The 15,617-nt window shown below is 72.4% G+C and carries 14 protein-coding genes and 1 pseudogene; 2 read left to right on the top strand and 13 right to left on the bottom strand.

The window, feature by feature from the left end:
• Positions 1 to 8 precede the first annotated feature (8 nt).
• The 7 genes and pseudogenes from pcaDC to OG758_RS13410 form a co-directional block, all read right to left on the bottom strand.
• Complete coding sequence (pcaDC, locus tag OG758_RS13440; protein WP_326710204.1) at positions 9 to 1,172, bottom strand: bifunctional 3-oxoadipate enol-lactonase/4-carboxymuconolactone decarboxylase PcaDC; 1,164 nt, start codon at positions 1,170 to 1,172, stop codon at positions 9 to 11.
• Complete coding sequence (gene pcaB, locus OG758_RS13435) at positions 1,169 to 2,515, bottom strand: 3-carboxy-cis,cis-muconate cycloisomerase (RefSeq protein ID WP_326710203.1); 1,347 nt, start codon at positions 2,513 to 2,515, stop codon at positions 1,169 to 1,171. The genes pcaDC and pcaB overlap by 4 nt, the downstream gene beginning before the upstream one ends.
• The gene (pcaG, locus tag OG758_RS13430; RefSeq protein ID WP_326710202.1) at positions 2,512 to 3,090 is read right to left on the bottom strand and encodes a protocatechuate 3,4-dioxygenase subunit alpha; all 579 of its coding nucleotides are present in this window, start codon (positions 3,088 to 3,090) and stop codon (positions 2,512 to 2,514) included. The genes pcaB and pcaG overlap by 4 nt, the downstream gene beginning before the upstream one ends.
• Entirely contained in the window at positions 3,087 to 3,857 is a 771-nt protein-coding gene (gene pcaH / locus OG758_RS13425) for a protocatechuate 3,4-dioxygenase subunit beta (RefSeq protein WP_326710201.1), read from the bottom strand. The genes pcaG and pcaH overlap by 4 nt, the downstream gene beginning before the upstream one ends.
• Positions 3,858 to 3,884: 27 nt before the next feature.
• Positions 3,885 to 4,052, bottom strand: a pseudogene (locus tag OG758_RS13420) (3-oxoadipyl-CoA thiolase); the annotation flags it as partial.
• A gap of 8 nt (positions 4,053 to 4,060) precedes the next feature.
• Positions 4,061 to 4,705 carry a CoA transferase subunit B gene (locus OG758_RS13415; protein WP_326710200.1) on the bottom strand — a complete coding sequence of 215 codons (645 nt, stop codon included), beginning with the start codon at positions 4,703 to 4,705 and terminating at the stop codon, positions 4,061 to 4,063.
• Positions 4,705 to 5,487: a CoA transferase subunit A gene (locus tag OG758_RS13410; RefSeq protein ID WP_326710199.1), complete on the bottom strand. Its 783-nt coding sequence runs from the start codon at positions 5,485 to 5,487 to the stop codon at positions 4,705 to 4,707. The genes OG758_RS13415 and OG758_RS13410 overlap by 1 nt, the downstream gene beginning before the upstream one ends.
• Before the next feature lie 281 nt (positions 5,488 to 5,768).
• On the opposite strand from OG758_RS13410, the gene OG758_RS13405 reads away from it, so the two are divergent.
• Entirely contained in the window at positions 5,769 to 6,230 is a 462-nt protein-coding gene (locus OG758_RS13405) for a MarR family winged helix-turn-helix transcriptional regulator (RefSeq protein ID WP_326710198.1), read from the top strand.
• Positions 6,231 to 6,258: 28 nt separating this feature from the next.
• On the opposite strand, the gene OG758_RS13400 is transcribed toward OG758_RS13405, so the two are convergent.
• From OG758_RS13400 to OG758_RS13375, 6 genes are all read right to left on the bottom strand, one after another.
• Positions 6,259 to 7,206: a DUF3048 domain-containing protein gene (locus OG758_RS13400; RefSeq protein WP_326715899.1), complete on the bottom strand. Its 948-nt coding sequence runs from the start codon at positions 7,204 to 7,206 to the stop codon at positions 6,259 to 6,261.
• 79 nt (positions 7,207 to 7,285) lie between these two features.
• Positions 7,286 to 7,972: a GntR family transcriptional regulator gene (locus tag OG758_RS13395; RefSeq protein ID WP_326710197.1), complete on the bottom strand. Its 687-nt coding sequence runs from the start codon at positions 7,970 to 7,972 to the stop codon at positions 7,286 to 7,288.
• Between the two features lie 128 nt (positions 7,973 to 8,100).
• The gene (locus OG758_RS13390; protein ID WP_326710196.1) at positions 8,101 to 10,050 is read right to left on the bottom strand and encodes an ATP-binding protein; all 1,950 of its coding nucleotides are present in this window, start codon (positions 10,048 to 10,050) and stop codon (positions 8,101 to 8,103) included.
• Between the two features lie 51 nt (positions 10,051 to 10,101).
• Positions 10,102 to 11,712: an acyl-CoA carboxylase subunit beta gene (locus OG758_RS13385; protein WP_326710195.1), complete on the bottom strand. Its 1,611-nt coding sequence runs from the start codon at positions 11,710 to 11,712 to the stop codon at positions 10,102 to 10,104.
• Positions 11,709 to 12,854 carry an acyl-CoA dehydrogenase family protein gene (locus OG758_RS13380; protein WP_326710194.1) on the bottom strand — a complete coding sequence of 382 codons (1,146 nt, stop codon included), beginning with the start codon at positions 12,852 to 12,854 and terminating at the stop codon, positions 11,709 to 11,711. Before OG758_RS13380 ends, OG758_RS13385 begins: the two co-directional genes overlap by 4 nt.
• A 24-nt stretch (positions 12,855 to 12,878) precedes the next feature.
• A complete protein-coding gene (locus tag OG758_RS13375; protein WP_326710193.1) occupies positions 12,879 to 14,660 on the bottom strand; it encodes an acyclic terpene utilization AtuA family protein in 1,782 nt (593 codons plus the stop codon).
• Between the two features lie 160 nt (positions 14,661 to 14,820).
• Between OG758_RS13375 and OG758_RS13370 the strand changes: the two genes are divergently transcribed.
• Complete coding sequence (locus tag OG758_RS13370) at positions 14,821 to 15,615, top strand: enoyl-CoA hydratase-related protein (RefSeq protein WP_326710192.1); 795 nt, start codon at positions 14,821 to 14,823, stop codon at positions 15,613 to 15,615.
• Positions 15,616 to 15,617 lie beyond the last annotated feature (2 nt).

Below are 15,617 nucleotides of genomic sequence, written 5' to 3'. Positions count from 1 at the left end.
TGCGGGGTTCAGCCCGCGGCCGGGTCCTCTCCGTTCTCCTCGGCGAGGACCCGCTGAGCCACCGCGAACGCCGAATTGGCCGCGGGGACACCGCAGTACACCGCGGTCTGCAGCAGTACGGCGCCGATCTCGTCGGGTGTCAGGCCGTTGCGCAGCGCGGCGCGCACATGCATGGCCAGCTCGTCGTAGTGGCCGTGGGCCACCAGCGCGGTCATCGTGATCATGGAGCGTTCGCGGCGCGCCAGCGTCGGGTCGGTCCAGATCTCGCCCCACGCGTAGCGCGAGATGAAGTCCTGGAAGCGGGCCGTGAAGGGGCTCTGCCGGGCCTGGGCGCGGTCGACGTGTGCGTCGCCGAGCACCTGCCTGCGTACCTCCATCCCGCGTTTGACGCCCGCGCCTAGCTGGGCGCGCAGCGCCGTGATCACGGGTTCGGGGCACTGGGCGGGGGCGAGGTGCGAGGCGCCCGCGATCTCGACGAGTGACGAGCCGGGCACCGCGTCGGCGATCTCCCGCAGATGCGCGGGCGGCGTCGCCGGGTCCTCGCGGCCCGCGATCAGCAGCGTGGGGGCCGTGATCAAGGAGAGGTCCTCGCGGATGTCGAACGCGGCGAGCGCGTCGCAACAGGCCGCGTACGCCTCGGAGTCGGCGGTGCGGTGGTCCTCGACGAGGGCCGGCACCGTGAACCCGGGGGTGAACCAGCGCCGGTCGGCGGTCTCGGCGACCGGGCCGAGCCCCTCGCGGCGTACCAGCGCGGCCCGTTCCTCCCAGGGCTTCGAGCCGCCGAAGTGCGCGGACGAGCAGATCACCGCGAGGCTCGTGACCCGGTCCGGGTGGTGGACCGCGAGGTGCAGGCCCACCGCGCCGCCGAGCGACACCCCCGCGTAGGCGAAGCGCTCGATGCCGAGGGAGTCGGCGAGGTCCAGGACGAGCCCGGCCAGATCGGCGACGGTCGCGCCGGGGCCGATCAGCGCGGCCGGGGAATTGCCGTGCCCCGGCAGGTCCCAGCGCACCACCCGGTGGGTGACGGACAGCTCGGGCGCGACCGCGTCCCACAGTGTGGTGGACGTGCCGAGCGAGGGGCCCAGGAGGAGCGGGGGCGCGGTGGCGGGACCTTCGGCGCGGTGATGCAGCAGCTCGCCGTGCGTGCCGTGGTCGGGGGATGCAGTGCTCAACGTCGCTCCAGAGCGCGGTCGGTGAGGGCTCCGGCGGAGCCGGTGTAATGGATGGGGTCGGTGAGGTCGGCCAGGTCGACGCCCTTGAGGTCGGGCTCGTCGGCCAGGATCCCGGCCAGCGTCCTGCCCTCGGCGCGGGTGCGCCGCGCCGCCTCGGTGAGCAGGGACTTCGCGCGGGCACGCCCGAGAAGGGGCGCGAGCTCGGCGGCCAGGCGCTCCGAGACGATCAACCCATGGGTGGTGAAGAGGTGTTCACGCATCACGTCCGCGTGGACCTGAAGCCCTTCGGCGAGCTCGGCCGCGTCGCGTGCCGCGCCACCCACGAGCCGCAGGAGGTCGCGCAGCGGCTCCCACTCCGCGTGCCAGGCGCCGGCCGGGCGCTCGTCCTCGGCCGCCATCGACGCGTACAGCGTCGCGGCGAGCGCGGGGGCGCGGCGGGCGGCCGCCGCGACGAGCGTGGCCCTGACGGGGTTCGCCTTGTGCGGCATCGCGGAGGAGCCGCCGCCCGCACCCTCGCCCAGCTCGCCGATCTCGGTTCGGGACAGGGTGAGCACGTCCGCCGCCGGCTTGCCGAGTGCGCCGGCCGTGAACGCGAGCGCGCCCGCGAGGTCGGCGATCGGGGTGCGCAGGGTGTGCCAGGGCAACACGGGCGCGGCCAGGCCGAGTTCGGCCGCATACGCCTCGGTCAGCTCACCGGCGTGCGTGGCACCGAACACGCCGAAGGCCGCCAACGTGCCCGCCGCGCCGCCCAGTTGGACGGGAAGGGAGGCCCGTACGGTGCGGAGCCGGTCGCGTGCGTCGAGGACGAGGCAGCGCCAGCCCGCCGCCTTCAGGCCGAACGTCGTCGGCACGGCGTGCTGCGTGAGCGTACGGCCCGGCATGACGGTGTCCCGGTGCGCGGCGGCGAGCCGCCCGAGCGCACTCTCCGTGCGCGCCAGGTCGCCGAGCAGCCCGTCCAGCGTCCGGGCCGCGACCAGCATGAGCGCCGTGTCCAGGATGTCCTGGCTGGTGGCGCCCCGGTGGACGTACGGGGCGTGCTCCCCGGCCACCGCGGCCGTCAGGTCGGCGACCAGCGGGATCACCGGGTTGCCCCCGGGGCGGGCGCGCAGCGCGAGGTCACGGGCGTCGAAGCGCCCCTCGTCCGCGGCGGCCCGCGTCACCGCGTCCGCCGCGGCCGCGGGCGCCAGGCCCAGGGCGGCCTGCGCCCGGGTGAGCCCGGCCTCCGCGTCGAGCAGGCCGCGCAGGACCGCCGCGTCCGAGGTGGCCGACTCGGCGGGGGAGCCCGCCCGGCCGGGGGAGAGCAGCCCGGCGTCGGGATCGGCGCCAGGATCGACGTGTGTCACTGGAACTCCAGGAAGACCGTTTCGCCTTCGCCCTGAAGGCGGATGTCGAAACGGTACGTGCGGTGCGCGTCTTCCTGGGGCTGCGCGAGCAGTGTCGCGCGCCGCTCCGCCGGCAGGGCGTCGAGCAGCGGGTCCGCGCCGTCGGCGAGGTAGGCACGGGTGAACAGGTGGTGCAGCAGCCCGCGCGCGAACACACACACGCTGACGTACGGCAGTCCCGCGTTGCCCGGCGGCAGTGTGAAGAGCGCGTAGTGCCCGTCGGCGTCCGTGGCGACCCGGCCGAACCCGGTGAAGTCCGTACCGTTGCGGCCGAGATATCCGCCGGTCGTGGTGTCGCGGCGCAGCGAGCCCGGCGCCCCGGCGAGCGAGCCGTCGGGTCCTGCCTGCCAGAACTCGAGGATGGCGTCCGGCACCGGGTCGCCCTGGCCGTCGAGCACGTAGCCGTGCAGGGCGATCGTGTCGGGATGCCCCTTCGGCGCGACCTGCTCGCCCTCGGGGAAGGGCAGGGCGTAGCCGTAGAACGGGCCGACGGTGTGCGACGGCGTGGGGAGCAGCTTCTCGGGCACGGAGGTCATCGGCCTTCCTCGATCCAGGTGGCGGAGGGACCGTCGAGGACGATGTCCCACTCGTAGCCGAGAGAGAACTCGGGCTGCGACAGGTCGTGGTTGTACGCCGCGACCAGACGGTTGCGGGCCGATTCGTCCGTCACCGAGCGCAGGATCGGGTCGTAGCGGAACAGCGGGTCGTTCGGGAAGTACATCTGCGTCACGAGCCGCTGCGTGAACGCGTCGCCGAACAGGGAGAAGTGGATGTGCGCGGGGCGCCACGCGTTGGTGTGGTTGCGCCACGGGTACGCGCCCGGCTTGACGGTGGTGAAGGAGTACCGCCCCTGATCATCCGTCAGGGTCCTCCCCACGCCGGTGAAGTTGGGGTCGAGCGGTGCCGGGTGCTGGTCGCGCAGATGCGCGTACCGGCCCGACGCGTTGGCCTGCCAGATCTCCACGAGCTGGCCGCGCACCGGGCGGCCGTCGCTGTCGAGCAGCCGTCCGGAGACGGTGATGCGCTCGCCGAGCGGCTCGCCCGCGTGCTGACGCGTCAGGTCCTGGTCGATGTCGGTGATGTCCGTGGCGCCGAAGACGGGCCCGGACAGCTCGACGGTCTCCGGGTCGCCGCCGTTCACGGCGACGAGCGGCTGCTGCGGGTGGCGCAGCAGTGAGCTGCGGTACGGCGCGTAGTCACGCGCCGGGTGGTGCTGGAGGGGCGCGCCGCCCGCGCGCGCCTTGTCGTACGCGCTCTGGAGGTCCGCGACCTCGACGTCGATGTCCGACTGGGTGAGTGCCATGTGGGTTCTTCCTGAGTCCTTTCAGCGTTAGAGGTCGAGCGCGAGGCTCTGTCCGACGCCGATGCAGAGGGTGGCGACGCCGGTCCCGGAACCGGCGTTCTTGAGCTGGTGCGCGACGGATCCGGCGAGCCGCGCGCCGGACGCGCCGAGCGGGTGGCCGGTCGCGATGGCGCCGCCGCGCGGGTTGAGGACGCAGACGTCCTTCATCGGGCTTCCTCCGGGATGCGGACCTTGGCCGCGGTCCGCGCGGTGACGTCGTCGGCGGTGACGCCGGGGGCCAGCTCGACGAGTTCGAGCCCGTCGGCGGTGACGTCGAGGACGCAGAGGTCGGTGATGACACGGTTGACGCAGGCCTTGCCGGTCAGGGGCAGCGTGCAGTCCTCGACGATCTTGGGCGTGCCGTCCTTGGCGGTGTGGGTCATCGCGACGATGACCGTCCGCGCGCCGTGGACGAGGTCCATGGCCCCGCCGATGCCGGTGATCATCTTGCCGGGGACGGCCCAGTTGGCGAGGTCGCCGCGGGCGGAGACCTGCATCGCGCCCAGCACGGCGACGTCGATGTGGCCGCCGCGGATCATGCCGAAGGAGAGCGCCGAGTCGAAGTAGGAGGCGCCGGGCAGGACGGTGACCGTCTCCTTGCCGGCGTTGATGAGGTCGGGGTCGACCTTGTCGTCGGCCGGGTAGGGGCCGACACCCAGGATGCCGTTCTCGGATTCGAGGATCACCTCGACGCCGGGCGGCAGGTGGTTCGGGATGAGGGTCGGCAGGCCGATGCCGAGGTTGACGTACTGGCCGTCGCGCAGCTCGCGGGCGGCGCGCGCGGCCATCTCTTCGCGGGTCCAGGCCATCAGCCGCTCACCGTTCCTCGTGCCGGAGGCGCGGAGACGGTGCGCCGTTCGATCTGCTTGTCGGTCGCCTGCCCCGGCGTCAGCGCGACGACGCGCTGGACGAAGATGCCGGGCAGGTGCACGGCGTCGGGGTCGATGTCGCCGGGTTCGACGAGTTCCTCCACCTCGGCGATGGTGATGCGTCCGGCCGTCGCGGCGAGGGGGTTGAAGTTGCGGGCAGACTTGTTGAACACGAGGTTCCCGTGGCGGTCGCCCTTGGCGGCGCGCACGAGGGCGTAGTCGGTACGGATGCCGTGTTCGAGGACGTAGTCCGTGCCGTCGAAGGTGCGGACCTCCTTGGGCGGGGACGCCAGCGCCACGCCGCCCTGACTGTCGTAGCGCCAGGGGAGTCCGCCCTCGGCGACCTGGGTGCCGACGCCGGCGGGCGTGTAGAAGGCGGGGATGCCCGCGCCGCCGGCCCGCAGGCGCTCGGCGAGCGTGCCCTGGGGGATCATCTCGACCTCGACCTCGCCGGACAGGTACTGGCGGGCGAACTCCTTGTTGGCGCCGATGTACGACCCGGTGACCCGGGCGATCCGCCCGGCCGCGAGCAGCACGGCCAGGCCCGAGTCCATCGCCCCGCAGTTGTTGGAGACCACGCTCAGGCCCGTGGTGCCGCGCTCGTGGAGGGCGCCGATGAGCACGTTCGGGACGCCGACAAGACCGAACCCGCCGACCGCGAGGGATGCCCCGTCCCCCACATCGGCGACCGCTTCCGCGGCCGTCGCCACCACCTTGTCCATCCGAGCCAGCCTCTCCACGTACGTCAACCGATCACTCGCCACCCAATTACTCAGCACACTGAGCATTTATGTGACTGGCGTTTACGGTGCCACCGCATGCCCGGACCGTCAATAGTCCACGGTAGTGACGGTTGGTGTGGGGGAGTCGACTCGACACGGGCCACCCTATGGTCGAGTATTGGTCAGTACACACCCGAAAAGCGGGCCATGGATCGGACGCCCTGCACGACGCGGGGACGGCGCGACCCGGAAGCCCTGCCGACCCAGACCGGAGGTCCGCGATGGCCGCGGTGGATCTGACCACCCACCCGGGGCACCTGGCCCGGCGCCTCCAGCAGGCGCACTACCTGCTGTGGAACACGATGGTCTCCGAGGAGATCACCTCACCGCAGTTCGCCGTCCTGAACGCGCTCGTCGCCGAGCCCGGCCTCGACCAGCGCACCGTGGGCGAGCGCGTCGGCCTCGACCGTTCGACCATCGCCGAGGTCATCAGCCGCCTCAGCCGCCGCGGACTGATCGACAAGGTGCGCGACCCGCAGGACGGCCGCCGCTCCCTGCTGCGTCTCACCGACGACGGGACGCGCATCCACCGCAAACTGACCGTGCGCACGGCCCGGATGAACCAGATCTTCCTCGCCCCGCTGTCGGCCGACGAGCAGGCCGTCTTCTTCGACCTGATCCAGCGTGTCTCGGACGCCGCTGAGGGGCTCCGCAACCCGACGGAGCCGTTCGCGAAGGCCTGACGGCGGCGACCCGGGCGAGCCGGGGCTCTCACCGCTCGGCGAAGAGGACCCACACCTGTCCGGGGGCGAACGTCATGCGCTTGCCGTCGGCCGCCGTCGTGAACTGTGTGCCGTCGGCCGCCGAACGCCGCTCCCACCGCACGTCGTAGGACCGCCCGTCCCGCAGCACCGTCGCCTTGCCCGCGCCCACGGTGTCGGAGAACGGTGACGTGCTCCCGGACCGGTCGTGGAACCGCGAACCGCGGACATCCACGTACTGGACCACGACGGTCGAAGCGTTCAGTGCCCCGCCGTCCGTGGTGCGCGCCCGGGTGCCGTCCATCGACACCTGCCAACTGCCGCTCTGTGCCGACCAGTCGAAAGTGAAGCGGGCCGCGGGGAAGCGCACCGTGAGGGCGTTCTTCGCCTGCCCGCCCGCCGGGGGAGCCCCGAACGTGACCCCGGCCGCCGCCAGCGCGCCCGCCTTCGGCGTCACGCCCAGCTTGGCGGGGCGCAGGTAGAGGTTGTGCGGCGCCGGCCTGTCGCTGCCGCGGAAGTACGCCGCGGCCGGCGCTTTGCCGGGCGGGAGCGCGGTGAGCGGGGCCTCGGCGATCAGCGGCAGGAGCTTCGACTGGGCGCCGGAAAAGGCGAGTGCGGGGTTGTCGAACTGCCGCAGCAGTTCGAGATCGGTCTCACGGGCGCTGCGCACGGGGCCGACCACGGGCGGCAGCCGGGTCGCGTACACGGCCATGAGCCGGCTCAGGCCGCTCTCCACCTGCTCGGCGTAGATGATGTCCGCCCGGCCGATGCCGGTCTGCGGGCGCGCCGGACCCACGTTGTCGATCTTCACCGCGAGGACCGGGCCACGGGCTTCCTCGGCGGTGGGGCTCGCGGAGTGGCCGTCCGGCAGATGCCCGTCGCCCACGGTGCATCCGGCGGCCGTGGCGGCCAGGACCGCCGCGACGATCGCGGCCCGCCGTACGCGCGTCACCCGCATCCGTCGTATTCGCACGTGTGGGTGATACCCGCCCAGGGGCGGATCGATCAGTTCAGGTCGAACATGTTCGAAACAGTGCTCAGTGCTGGGCCGTGAGGTGGTCCGCGATCAAGTCACCGGAGTGCTGGATGTGGGCGTGCATCAGGCGGCGGGCGGCCTCGGCGTCGCCGGCGGCCAGCGCGGCCAGGATGTCCTCGTGCTCGCGTACGGACTGCGACACCCAGTCGGGCACCGCCGCGAAGAAGCGGCGAGGGGCGTAGGCGCCGGCCGTGCGCATGAACCAGCGCAACTTGGGTGACTGGGCGGCGTGGTTGATGAGCCGGTGGAAGGGGAAACTGGAGTCCTCCACCTCACTGTGCCGCCCCTCGGCCAGCGCGGTACGCATCCGGTCCTGCAGCTCGCGCAGCTCCGCGAGCTCCGCGTCCCCCATCCGCTCGGCGGCCCGCGCCGCGAGCTCGCCCGCGAGCTGCGCCTGGACCAGGAAGGCGTCCAGCACGTCCTGGCGGGTGAGCGGCAGCACGACGAACCCGCGCCGGGGCTCCTGCTGCACGAAGCCCTCGGCCCGCAGCTCCAGCAGCGCCTCGCGCACCGGTGTGACGCTGATGCCCAGTTCGTCGGCGAACCGCTCGGGCCGCAGGAACTCGCCCTCCGTGAGGCCGCCCGACATGATGAGCTCGCGCAGGTGGTCGGCCGCTTCCTCGCTCAGCTGGCGCCGCCGGGGCCGCCCCGGGGCCGGACGGGGCTCGGGCACGGCGCTGGTCTCCACGATTTCCCCTCTGCGGCCCGCGGTAGGCGGGGGCCCGCACTGTGCGCGGGCAGGCTCATCACTTTACCGAGCCCTCAGTGGGCCCGGCTGTCCAGGTCCGGTGCCGCCAGTGGCCGCGGCCCCTGCCGTCAGTCCAGGACGAGCAGGGGGGCTCCCGCGTCCACCCCGTCGCCGACGCCGACCAACAGCTCGGTGACCGTTCCGTCGCAGGGCGCCTCGATGCGGTGCTCCATCTTCATCGCCTCCACCATGACGAGCAGATCGCCGGTGGCGACCTTCGCGTCCTTCTCGGCGTGCACCGCCACGACGACGCCGGGCAGCGGAGCGGTGAGGCTGCCCGCCGCACGCGAGCGGCCGGCCTGGGGGAAGCGCTCGCACCGGACCAGATCGCACTGGCCCTCCGCGGTGTTCACCCACACCCGGTCCGCCCGCCGGTGCACGCCGAAGCGCCTGCGCAGGCCGTCCACCTCCAGATCCACGCCCGTCGCGTCGACCCCGTGGACGCGCACCGGCAGCAGGGCCCCGTCCACCTCGGCGCGCCCCTCCCAGTGCAGCGAAACGGACGTCTCCCCGCGCGGGCCCGCCCACCGGCCCGGCGCGGCGGGGACCGGCATGTTCCGGAAGCCGGCCGTGACCGAGGGGAGCACCGCGTCGCGGGCGTGGCCGGTGTGGCGCTCCCACACGGAGGCGGCGACCGCGCACTCGCGCTGGTACGCCATGTCCGGGCGCGCCGCGGCCAGTTCGGGGGTGCGGTCCAGGAAGCCGGTGTCCACGCCCGACGCGAGCGTCGCGGGGTGGTCGAGGAGGGCGGCGAGCTGGTCGCGGTTGGTGGCCGGGCCGTGCAGTTCGAGCGCGCGCACGGCCCGGCCGAGCCGGGTGACGGCCTCGTCCCGGGTCGGCGCGTGCACGATCAGCTTCGCGATCAGTGAGTCGTACTCGCCGGGTACGAGGGTGTCGTCCTCGACGGCGCTCTCCACCCGGAGTCCGGGCGAGGGCGCCATACGGAACCGGTGCACAGGGCCGGGGGAGGGCAGGTATCCGGAGGCAGGGTCCTCCGCGCACAGCCGCACCTCCACCGCGTGCCCTTCGGGGCGCGCCGGCCAGGGCAGCTCGTCGAGCCGCTCTCCCGCCGCGGTCCGCACCTGCAGCCGCACCAGGTCGAGGCCCCAGACCTCCTCGGTGACGGGGTGTTCCACCTGGAGGCGGGTGTTCATCTCCAGAAAGAAGAACTCGTCGCCGGAGACCAGGAATTCAACGGTGCCGACGCCCTCGTACGACACCGCGCGGGCCAGCGCCACCGACGCCTTCGCCATCCGCTCGCGCAGGCCCTGTCCGAGCCCGGGGGCGGGCGCCTCCTCCAGGACCTTCTGATTGCGCCGCTGCACAGAGCAGTCGCGATCACCGAGTGTGCGCACGGTGCCGTGCGCATCGGCGACCACCTGCACCTCGATATGGCGTGCGCCGCCCAGATACCGCTCCAGGAAGACCGTCCCGTCGCCGAAGGCCGCGTCCGCCTCCCGGCGAGCCGAGTCCACCGCCTCGCTCAGCTCCCCGGCGTTCCCGACCAGGCGCATGCCCCGCCCGCCACCGCCGGAAGCGGCCTTCACCAGAAGCGGGAACCCCACCCGCGCGGCCGTCTCGCGCAGCGCCCGCGGGGATTCGGTGCCGTCGAGTTCGGCGCCGGGCGCGACGGGCACACCGGCCCGCTCCGCGATCCGCCGGGCCTCGGTCTTGACCGCCATGGCCGTCATGGCCGCCGCCGGCGGGCCGACGAAGACCAGCCCCTCGCGGACACAGGCCGCGGCGAAGGCGGCGTTCTCGGAGAGGAACCCATAGCCGGGATGGACCGCGTCGGCGCCCGCCCTGCGGGCGGCGGCGAGCACCGCTTCCCCGTTCAGATACGTCTCGGCGCCGGTACGGCCCGGCAGGGGTACGGCGACGTCGGCATCCCGGACGAACGCAGCCGCGGCATCCGGTTCGGAGTACACCGCGACGGTACGCAGCCCCATGGCGCGGGCCGTGCGGATCACCCGGCGGGCGATCTCACCCCGGTTGGCGACAAGCAGGATGGAGATCAACGAACCGCTCCTTCGCGGTGAGTGTCCTGACGGTTCATCAGCGACGGTTCATCAGTGACGGTGCGCGCCGTACGCCGTGGTGCCGCGCACCTCGGCCGCGTGCGTGGCGGACAGGGCGATGCCCAGGACATCCCGGGTGTGCCGGGGGTCGATGACACCGTCGTCCCACACATGGCCGGTGGCGTACAGCGCGCTGGACTCGCGCTCGACCTTCGCTTCCAGCGCCGCCCGCCGTTCGGCGTCGGCGGCCTCGTCGAACGGCCGCCCCCCGGCGGCGGAGGCGTTGCGGCGGACGATGGAGAGGACCCCGCTCAGCTGCTTAGGCCCCATCACCGCGATTCTGTGGTTGGGCCAGGTGAACAGGAACCGGGGGCGGAAGGCCCGCCCCGACATCGCGTAGTTCCCCGCCCCGTAGCTGGCTCCGACCATCAATGTGAGGTGCGGTACGGCCGAGTTGGTGACCGCGTTGATCAGTGCCGCACCGTCCTTGATGATGCCGCCCTGCTCGTAGCGGGTGCCGACCATGAAGCCGGTGATGTTCTGGAGGAACAGCAGCGGGGTGTCGGAGCGGTTGCAGGCGTGGATGAACTGGGCGCCCTTCTGAGCCTCTTCGGAGAACAGCACCCCGTTGTTGCCGATGACTCCCACCGGATAGCCGTGCAGACGAGCCCAGCCCGTCACCAGCTTGGGCCCGTACTCGGGCTTGAACTCGGTGAAACCGGAACCGTCGGTGATACGGGCGATCACCTCACGCACATCCATCGGCGTGCGCAGATCGGCGGGCACGACACCGAGCAGCTCCTCGGCGTTGTGCTTCGGCGGCTCGGGGCTCGGCAGGGGCGTCGGTCCCATGCGCCGGACGCCCAGCTGCCCGACGACCCGGCGGGCGGTGGCGAGGGCGTCCGTCTCGTCGGCCGCGAGGAAGTCGGCGAGTCCGGAGAGCCGGGCGTGCATGGCGGCGCCGCCCAGCTCTTCCTCGTCGGCCTCCTCGCCGGTGGCCATCTTCACCAGCGGCGGCCCGCCCAGATACACCCGGGCGCGGTCCTCCACCAGGATCGTGTAGTCGCTCATGCCGGGGACGTACGCGCCACCGGCGGTGGACGGGCCGAAGACCACGGTGACGCTGGGGATGCCGGCCGCCGACATCCGGGTGAGGCGGGCGAACTGCTCGCCGCCAGGGACGAAGATCTCCGCCTGCCGGTCCAGGTCCGCGCCGCCGGACTCGGTGAGGTTGACCACCGGCAGCCGGTTGGACTCCGCGATGTCCAGTGCCCGCAGCATCCGCAGCATCGAGGAAGGGTTGCGCGAGCCGCCGCGCACCGTCGGGTCGTTGGCGAGGATCACGCACTGCACCCCGCTCACCGTGCCGATGCCGGTGACGAAACCCGAGCCCACCGGATCGGCGGTGCCCCAGCCCGCGAGAGGCGACAGCTCCAGGAAGGGTGAGTGCTCGTCGAGCAGCAGATCGATCCGTTCGCGCACCGGGAGCTTGCCGCGCTCCCGGTGCCGTGCGGTGTACTTCTCGCCGCCGCCGGCCAGCGCGACGGCCTGCTCGGCGGCGATCTCGTCGAGCAGCGTGCTCATGTGGGCGCGGCTCGCCCGGTACTGCGCGGACGCGGTGTCCAGGGCGCTGGGCAGAACGGGGTGGGGGGCCGGGCTCATGCGTGGAACCCTTCGGCTCGGGCCAGCACCTGGAGCATGATCTCCTCCGCGCCGCCGCCGATGGACCGCAGCCGGGCGTCACGGAAGTAGCGCGCGGTCCAGGTCTCCTCCATGTAGCCGACGCCGCCGTGGAACTGCATGCAGACATCGGCCGTCCTGCGGGCGAGCTTGCCGGAGGTGAGCTTGGCGATGGTGGCGTAGCGGCTGGTGTCCTCGCCGCGCAGGTACGCCTCCGCGCACGCGTAGTTGTAGTGGCGCAACAGGTCCAGCTCGGCGGCCAGTTCGGCGAGCTTGAACTGGATCCACTGGTTCTCGATCAGCGGCTTGCCGAAGGTGGTGCGCTGTTTGAGGTAGTCCCGGGTGCGCTCCAGGGCATGGCCGACCGAACCCACGGTCATATAGGCCGCGATCATCCGCTCGTGCTGGAACTGCTGCATCTGCTGCTGGAAGCCCCGGCCGGTCTCACCGATGGTGTTCGACACCGGCACCCGGACGTCCTCGAAGACGAGCTCGGCGGTGTCCGACGAGCGGTTGCCGAGCTTGTCGAGCTTCCGCGAGACCGTGACGCCGGGGGTGTCCGTCGGCACGACGATCTGGGACATTCCCCGGTAGCCGCCCTCGCCCGAGGTGCGGGCCAGCAGGCACAGCCAGTCGGCCTGCACACCGTTGGTGATGTACAGCTTCGAACCGTTGATCACCCAGTCGTCGCCGTCGCGTTCGGCCCGGGTGCGCACACGGGCCACGTCCGATCCGGTGTCCGGCTCGGTGATGGCGATGGAGGTGACGTACTCGCCGGCTATAGCGGGCGCCAGGTACTTCTGTTTGAGCTCGTGGGTGCCGAACCGGGCGAGCGCGGGAGTGGCCATGTTGGTCTGCACGCTGATGCCCATCGGCACACCGTTGCCGTTGATCCGGCCCAGTTCCTCACCGGCGATCACGGTGAAGGTGTGGTCGGCACCCTCGCCGCCGTACGCCGGGTCGTACTCGAGGCCGAGGAGACCGATCTTGGCGAGCTTGGGGAACAGCTCGTGGGCCGGGAACATCCCGGCGGCCTCCCACTCGTCCATGTGCGGCTGTATCTCGGCCTCGACGAAGTCGCGCACGGTGCGGCGGAAGGCGTGGTGTTCATCCGTGAACTGCATGGTGGTGCCTTTCGGGAAGGTACGTCAGGCCAGCAGGGCGGTGGGGATGTCGGTGAGGCGGGCGCGCAGTTGCTCGCCCAGGCTCTTGGCCTGCGGGTCGTGCCGGGTGTTGGCGGCGACGCCGCGGCCCAGCAGTCCGTGGATCACGAAGTTGACGGCGAGGAGATTGGGCAGCCGGTACCGCTCCACGTGCAACTGGGCCGTTTCGGGCAGGAGTTCCCGCAGCCGCTCGGTGGTGAGGTGGTGATCGAGCCAGTCGTACGCCTGCGAACTGCGCGCCCACAGGCCGAGGTTGGCGTTTCCACCCTTGTCCCCGGAGCGGGCGCCGATGAGGGTGCCGATGGGGAGCCGGACGGTGGGCTCACCGGCGAACGGGTCCGGGCCCTCGGGGTCCGGAGCCGGCAGCTGCGGGAGGCCGGCCGGTGCGGCGGGCGCACAGTGCGCGGCCGGGATCTCGGTGACGACACCGTCCAGCTCCACCTGATGGGTGAGGAGCCGGGCCGGGACGGAGGCCGGCCAGTAGATGCCGTAGGAGCTCGCGCCGGAGGGCCGGGTGACGGTGTGATAGCCGGGGAACGTGGCGAGCGCCGTCTCCACCACGGCCGCCGAGAAGGCCCGCCCGACCTTCTCCTTGTCCGGGTCGAGCACGGTGATCCGCAGAAGTGAGGGGGCGTACTGCGCGGGGTCTCCCGGCAGCAGGTCGACCTCGGCGCGCTCGAAGGACGCGCGGCCGCCCGGGATACGGGCCCACAGCGCCTCCTCGGCGAGCTTCGCCTTGGCGGGGACGTCGAGACCGGCGATCGAGACGGTCATGGTGTTGCGGTAGCCGCCGTCGGCGTTCACGGCGACCTTGAGCCGCCCGGGTGCGGGCGTGCCGAGGCAGCCCTCGATCCGCACCCGGTCCTGGCTCTCCTGGATCAGCCGCAGGGTGTCGAAGCGGGCGCCGGCGTCCGGGTTGAGATAGTGCGGCGAGCCGATCTCGTACAGGAGCTGGGCGGTGACCGTGCCCACCGAGACCAGGCCGCCGGTGCCGGGGTGCTTGGTGATCACCGAACTGCCGTCCGCGTGCAGCTCGGTGAGCGGGAAGCCGCAGTTCGCGAGGTCGGGGACCTCCTGGAAGAAGGAGTAGTTGCCGCCGGTCGCCTGGCAGCCGCACTCGATGACATGGCCCGCGGCCACGGCTCCGGCCAGCGCGTCGAGATCCTCGGCCCGCCCCGGGTCCCAGCCGAAGCGCCACATGCCGGGGCCCACCACGAGGGCGGCGTCCGTGACCCGGCCGGTGATCACCACATCGGCGCCGGAGCGCAGCGCGGCGGCGATCCCGGAGCCGCCCAGGTAGGCGTTGGCGGTGATCGGCGGGCGGCCCAGCGCGGCGAGCGGCTCACCGGTGTCGATATTGGTCAACGGCTCGTCCGTGGCCGCCAGTTCACCGAGGCGTCCCGTGAGGTCGTCACCGGTGACCGTGGCGACGCGCAGCGGGATGCCGAGGCGGTCCGCGAGCGCCCGGACCGCCTCGGCCGCGCCCTGGGGATTGAGCCCGCCGGCGTTGCTGACGATCCGGACGCCCCGCTCGGCGCAGGTGCCGAGCACCCCCTCCAGCTGTTGCACGAATGTGCGGGCGAAGCCGCCGCCCGGCCTGCGCTGACGGTCCTTGTGCAGTACCAGCATGGTGAGTTCGGCCAGCCAGTCGCCGGTCAGTACGTCGATCGGACCGCCCTCGACCATTTCGCGGGCGGCCGACAGCCGGTCCCCGTAGAACCCGCTGCAGTTGGCGATGCGCAGGGGGGAGGGGTCGGACGGGGTCACATGGGCCTCCTGAGTGGCTGGGGTGGAACTGCGCAACTGCCCTGTGTGTACGGGGGTGCAGAGGGCTTCCGCCCGCCCGCCGATCTATGTACCGTACAAGTAATAGAATATTTTCTGTATCCCCGCGGGGCAATGCCCGCGCCGGGATTGCCGAGAGGGAGTGGACCCGCTGATCACCTATGACGTCGGCGCCGACGGGGTCGCCACGGTGACCCTCGACTCCCCGCACAACCGCAACGCCCTGTCCCGGCCCCTGCTCGCCCAGCTGCATGGGGCGCTCGTCGACGCGTGCGCAGATGCGCGGGTGCGCGCGATCGTCCTCACGGCGGCCGGCCCGGTCTTCTGCTCCGGCGCGGATCTCAAGGGGCGCGACCGGGACACGCCTCAGGCAGGCGGCATCGGACTCGCCGACGTCCTGGGGCAGTTGACCGGATGCCCGAAACCTCTCGTCGCCCGCGTGGCGGGCCGCGCCCGGGCCGGCGGACTCGGGCTGATCGCCGCCTGCGACCTCGCGGTCGCGGCCGACAGCGCGGACTTCGCCTTCAGCGAGGTCCGGATCGGCGTCGTGCCCGCCGTCATCAGTGCCGTATGCCTGCCCCTGATGGACCGTCGCAGCGCCCAGGAACTCCTGCTGACCGGGGCTGTCTTCGACGCGGCACGGGCCGTCCGCTGCGGACTGCTCACCACGTCGGTACCGGACGACGCACTCGACGCGACGGTCACCTCCTTCACGGAGCAGCTCGTACGCGGCGGCCCCGCCGCGCTCGCCGGGACGAAGGCGCTCCTCGACGGACCCGCCGCGCACACCACCGCCGACGGCCGCGCCGCACTCATGGCGGAGCTGCAGGAACTCTCCCGCACCTACTTCGCCTCCGCCGAGGCGAAGGAGGGGACCGCCGCCTTCCGCGAGCGGCGCTCCCCGGTCTGGCCCGCTACCACCACTGACTGGAGCTGAGG

The organism is Streptomyces sp. NBC_01474 (assembly GCF_035918215.1).
GTDB classification, from domain to species: Bacteria; Actinomycetota; Actinomycetes; order Streptomycetales; family Streptomycetaceae; genus Streptomyces; species Streptomyces aureus.
Note: the sequence above shows the minus strand (reverse complement) of the source record. Positions and strands in the feature narration are given on the sequence as shown.

Coding starts and splice junctions, on each gene's coding strand:
- OG758_RS13410 (WP_326710199.1), bottom strand. CDS start 5,487: ATGGACAAGGTGGTGGCGACGGCCGCGGAAGCGGTCGCCGATGTGGGG.
- OG758_RS13385 (WP_326710195.1), bottom strand. CDS start 11,712: ATGAGCCCGGCCCCCCACCCCGTTCTGCCCAGCGCCCTGGACACCGCG.
- OG758_RS13415 (WP_326710200.1), bottom strand. CDS start 4,705: ATGGCCTGGACCCGCGAAGAGATGGCCGCGCGCGCCGCCCGCGAGCTG.
- OG758_RS13380 (WP_326710194.1), bottom strand. CDS start 12,854: ATGCAGTTCACGGATGAACACCACGCCTTCCGCCGCACCGTGCGCGAC.
- pcaH (WP_326710201.1), bottom strand. CDS start 3,857: ATGGCACTCACCCAGTCGGACATCGACGTCGAGGTCGCGGACCTCCAG.
- OG758_RS13405 (WP_326710198.1), top strand. CDS start 5,769: ATGGCCGCGGTGGATCTGACCACCCACCCGGGGCACCTGGCCCGGCGC.
- pcaG (WP_326710202.1), bottom strand. CDS start 3,090: ATGACCTCCGTGCCCGAGAAGCTGCTCCCCACGCCGTCGCACACCGTC.
- OG758_RS13400 (WP_326715899.1), bottom strand. CDS start 7,206: ATGCGGGTGACGCGCGTACGGCGGGCCGCGATCGTCGCGGCGGTCCTG.